This window comes from Pseudomonas sp. GW823-FHT03E05 (assembly GCF_058796855.1).
In genome coordinates this window covers 1-5,105 of sequence record NZ_JBXAJB010000012.1, presented here as the reverse complement: position 1 = coordinate 5,105, position 5,105 = coordinate 1, and the positions used below count along the sequence as shown (strand labels likewise).

Genomic DNA, 5,105 nt, shown 5'->3' with positions numbered 1-5,105 from the left:
CTCCGCGAGAAATCAAAGATGTAACCAACGATTGCTGAGCCAAGTTTAGGGTTTTCTCAAAACCCAAAGATGTTTGAACTGAAGAGTTTGATCATGGCTCAGATTGAACGCTGGCGGCAGGCCTAACACATGCAAGTCGAGCGGCAGCACGGGTACTTGTACCTGGTGGCGAGCGGCGGACGGGTGAGTAATGCCTAGGAATCTGCCTAGTAGTGGGGGATAACGTCCGGAAACGGGCGCTAATACCGCATACGTCCTACGGGAGAAAGTGGGGGATCTTCGGACCTCACGCTATTAGATGAGCCTAGGTCGGATTAGCTAGTTGGTGAGGTAATGGCTCACCAAGGCGACGATCCGTAACTGGTCTGAGAGGATGATCAGTCACACTGGAACTGAGACACGGTCCAGACTCCTACGGGAGGCAGCAGTGGGGAATATTGGACAATGGGCGAAAGCCTGATCCAGCCATGCCGCGTGTGTGAAGAAGGTCTTCGGATTGTAAAGCACTTTAAGTTGGGAGGAAGGGCAGTTACCTAATACGTGATTGTTTTGACGTTACCGACAGAATAAGCACCGGCTAACTCTGTGCCAGCAGCCGCGGTAATACAGAGGGTGCAAGCGTTAATCGGAATTACTGGGCGTAAAGCGCGCGTAGGTGGTTTGTTAAGTTGGATGTGAAAGCCCCGGGCTCAACCTGGGAACTGCATCCAAAACTGGCAAGCTAGAGTATGGTAGAGGGTGGTGGAATTTCCTGTGTAGCGGTGAAATGCGTAGATATAGGAAGGAACACCAGTGGCGAAGGCGACCACCTGGACTGATACTGACACTGAGGTGCGAAAGCGTGGGGAGCAAACAGGATTAGATACCCTGGTAGTCCACGCCGTAAACGATGTCAACTAGCCGTTGGGAGCCTTGAGCTCTTAGTGGCGCAGCTAACGCATTAAGTTGACCGCCTGGGGAGTACGGCCGCAAGGTTAAAACTCAAATGAATTGACGGGGGCCCGCACAAGCGGTGGAGCATGTGGTTTAATTCGAAGCAACGCGAAGAACCTTACCAGGCCTTGACATCCAATGAACTTTCTAGAGATAGATTGGTGCCTTCGGGAACATTGAGACAGGTGCTGCATGGCTGTCGTCAGCTCGTGTCGTGAGATGTTGGGTTAAGTCCCGTAACGAGCGCAACCCTTGTCCTTAGTTACCAGCACGTTATGGTGGGCACTCTAAGGAGACTGCCGGTGACAAACCGGAGGAAGGTGGGGATGACGTCAAGTCATCATGGCCCTTACGGCCTGGGCTACACACGTGCTACAATGGTCGGTACAAAGGGTTGCCAAGCCGCGAGGTGGAGCTAATCCCATAAAACCGATCGTAGTCCGGATCGCAGTCTGCAACTCGACTGCGTGAAGTCGGAATCGCTAGTAATCGCGAATCAGAATGTCGCGGTGAATACGTTCCCGGGCCTTGTACACACCGCCCGTCACACCATGGGAGTGGGTTGCACCAGAAGTAGCTAGTCTAACCTTCGGGAGGACGGTTACCACGGTGTGATTCATGACTGGGGTGAAGTCGTAACAAGGTAGCCGTAGGGGAACCTGCGGCTGGATCACCTCCTTAATCGACGACATCAGCTGCTTCATAAGCTCCCACACGAATTGCTTGATTCATTGAAGAAGACGATAGAAGCAGCTTTAAGCTCCAAGCTGATAGCTCCAAGCTAACAGTTACAAGCTCGAAATTGGGTCTGTAGCTCAGTTGGTTAGAGCGCACCCCTGATAAGGGTGAGGTCGGCAGTTCGAATCTGCCCAGACCCACCAATTTTGTTATGGGGCCATAGCTCAGCTGGGAGAGCGCCTGCCTTGCACGCAGGAGGTCAGCGGTTCGATCCCGCTTGGCTCCACCATAAACTGCTTCTGAAAGCTTAGAAATGAGCATTCACTTTGAATGTTGATTTCTAGTCTTTTGATTAGATCGTTCTTTAAAAATTTGGGTATGTGATAGAAAGATAGACTGAACGTTACTTTCACTGGTAACGGATCAGGCTAAGGTAAAATTTGTGAGTTCTCTTTTAATTAAGAATGCAAATTTTCGGCGAATGTCGTCTTCATAGTATAACCAGATTGCTTGGGGTTATATGGTCAAGTGAAGAAGCGCATACGGTGGATGCCTTGGCAGTCAGAGGCGATGAAAGACGTGGTAGCCTGCGATAAGCTTCGGGGAGTCGGCAAACAGACTTTGATCCGGAGATCTCTGAATGGGGGAACCCAGCCATCATAAGATGGTTATCTTGTACTGAATACATAGGTGCAAGAGGCGAACCAGGGGAACTGAAACATCTAAGTACCCTGAGGAAAAGAAATCAACCGAGATTCCCTTAGTAGTGGCGAGCGAACGGGGACTAGCCCTTAAGTGGCTTTGAGATTAGCGGAACGCTCTGGAAAGTGCGGCCATAGTGGGTGATAGCCCTGTACGCGAAAATCTCTTAGTCATGAAATCGAGTAGGACGGGGCACGAGAAACCTTGTCTGAATATGGGGGGACCATCCTCCAAGGCTAAATACTACTGACTGACCGATAGTGAACTAGTACCGTGAGGGAAAGGCGAAAAGAACCCCGGAGAGGGGAGTGAAATAGATCCTGAAACCGTATGCGTACAAGCAGTGGGAGCAGACTTTGTTCTGTGACTGCGTACCTTTTGTATAATGGGTCAGCGACTTATTTTCAGTGGCAAGCTTAACCGAATAGGGGAGGCGTAGCGAAAGCGAGTCTTAATAGGGCGTCTAGTCGCTGGGAATAGACCCGAAACCGGGCGATCTATCCATGGGCAGGTTGAAGGTTAGGTAACACTGACTGGAGGACCGAACCGACTACCGTTGAAAAGTTAGCGGATGACCTGTGGATCGGAGTGAAAGGCTAATCAAGCTCGGAGATAGCTGGTTCTCCTCGAAAGCTATTTAGGTAGCGCCTCATGTATCACTGTAGGGGGTAGAGCACTGTTTCGGCTAGGGGGTCATCCCGACTTACCAAACCGATGCAAACTCCGAATACCTACAAGTGCCGAGCATGGGAGACACACGGCGGGTGCTAACGTCCGTCGTGAAAAGGGAAACAACCCAGACCGTCAGCTAAGGTCCCAAAGTTATGGTTAAGTGGGAAACGATGTGGGAAGGCTTAGACAGCTAGGAGGTTGGCTTAGAAGCAGCCACCCTTTAAAGAAAGCGTAATAGCTCACTAGTCGAGTCGGCCTGCGCGGAAGATGTAACGGGGCTCAAACCATACACCGAAGCTACGGGTATCACGTAAGTGATGCGGTAGAGGAGCGTTCTGTAAGCCTGTGAAGGTGAGTTGAGAAGCTTGCTGGAGGTATCAGAAGTGCGAATGCTGACATGAGTAACGACAATGGGTGTGAAAAACACCCACGCCGAAAGACCAAGGTTTCCTGCGCAACGTTAATCGACGCAGGGTTAGTCGGTCCCTAAGGCGAGGCTGAAAAGCGTAGTCGATGGAAAACAGGTTAATATTCCTGTACTTCTAGTTATTGCGATGGAGGGACGGAGAAGGCTAGGCCAGCTTGGCGTTGGTTGTCCAAGTTTAAGGTGGTAGGCTGGAATCTTAGGTAAATCCGGGATTCTAAGGCCGAGAGCTGATGACGAGTTACCTTTTAGGTGACGAAGTGGTTGATGCCATGCTTCCAAGAAAAGCTTCTAAGCTTCAGATAACTAGGAACCGTACCCCAAACCGACACAGGTGGTTGGGTAGAGAATACCAAGGCGCTTGAGAGAACTCGGGTGAAGGAACTAGGCAAAATGGCACCGTAACTTCGGGAGAAGGTGCGCCGGTGAGGGTGAAGGACTTGCTCCGTAAGCTCATGCCGGTCGAAGATACCAGGCCGCTGCGACTGTTTATTAAAAACACAGCACTCTGCAAACACGAAAGTGGACGTATAGGGTGTGACGCCTGCCCGGTGCCGGAAGGTTAATTGATGGGGTTAGCTAACGCGAAGCTCTTGATCGAAGCCCCGGTAAACGGCGGCCGTAACTATAACGGTCCTAAGGTAGCGAAATTCCTTGTCGGGTAAGTTCCGACCTGCACGAATGGCGTAACGATGGCGGCGCTGTCTCCACCCGAGACTCAGTGAAATTGAAATCGCTGTGAAGATGCAGTGTATCCGCGGCTAGACGGAAAGACCCCGTGAACCTTTACTATAGCTTTGCACTGGACTTTGAATTTGCTTGTGTAGGATAGGTGGGAGGCTTTGAAGCGTGAACGCCAGTTTGCGTGGAGCCATCCTTGAAATACCACCCTGGCAACTTTGAGGTTCTAACTCAGGTCCGTTATCCGGATCGAGGACAGTGTATGGTGGGTAGTTTGACTGGGGCGGTCTCCTCCTAAAGAGTAACGGAGGAGTACGAAGGTGCGCTCAGACCGGTCGGAAATCGGTCGTAGAGTATAAAGGCAAAAGCGCGCTTGACTGCGAGACAGACACGTCGAGCAGGTACGAAAGTAGGTCTTAGTGATCCGGTGGTTCTGTATGGAAGGGCCATCGCTCAACGGATAAAAGGTACTCCGGGGATAACAGGCTGATACCGCCCAAGAGTTCATATCGACGGCGGTGTTTGGCACCTCGATGTCGGCTCATCACATCCTGGGGCTGAAGCCGGTCCCAAGGGTATGGCTGTTCGCCATTTAAAGTGGTACGCGAGCTGGGTTTAGAACGTCGTGAGACAGTTCGGTCCCTATCTGCCGTGGACGTTTGAGATTTGAGAGGGGCTGCTCCTAGTACGAGAGGACCGGAGTGGACGAACCTCTGGTGTTCCGGTTGTCACGCCAGTGGCATTGCCGGGTAGCTATGTTCGGAAAAGATAACCGCTGAAAGCATCTAAGCGGGAAACTTGCCTCAAGATGAGATCTCACTGGAACCTTGAGTTCCCTAAAGGGCCGTCGAAGACTACGACGTTGATAGGTTGGGTGTGTAAGCGCTGTGAGGCGTTGAGCTAACCAATACTAATTGCCCGTGAGGCTTGACCATATAACACCCAAGCAATTTGCTTAAGAAGCGAGTTGCGGTGTGTGAAGACGATACAAACCGAAAGTTTGCGAACACACAAA

The 5,105-nt window shown here is 51.3% G+C and carries 2 tRNA genes and 2 rRNA genes; all 4 read left to right on the top strand.

Features of this window, described 5'->3' with window-relative positions:
- Positions 1–75: 75 nt before the first annotated feature.
- Positions 76–1,614, top strand: a 16S ribosomal RNA gene (locus AC1RCO_RS31145).
- A 123-nt stretch (positions 1,615–1,737) separates the two neighbouring features.
- A tRNA-Ile gene (locus AC1RCO_RS31140) sits at positions 1,738–1,814 on the top strand.
- 10 nt (positions 1,815–1,824) lie between these two features.
- Positions 1,825–1,900 (top strand) — tRNA-Ala (locus tag AC1RCO_RS31135).
- A 233-nt stretch (positions 1,901–2,133) separates the two neighbouring features.
- A 23S ribosomal RNA gene (locus AC1RCO_RS31130) occupies positions 2,134–5,025 on the top strand.
- The 16S and 23S rRNA genes sit together here with 2 tRNA genes alongside, the layout of an rRNA operon.
- The last annotated feature ends 80 nt before the right edge of the window (positions 5,026–5,105 follow it).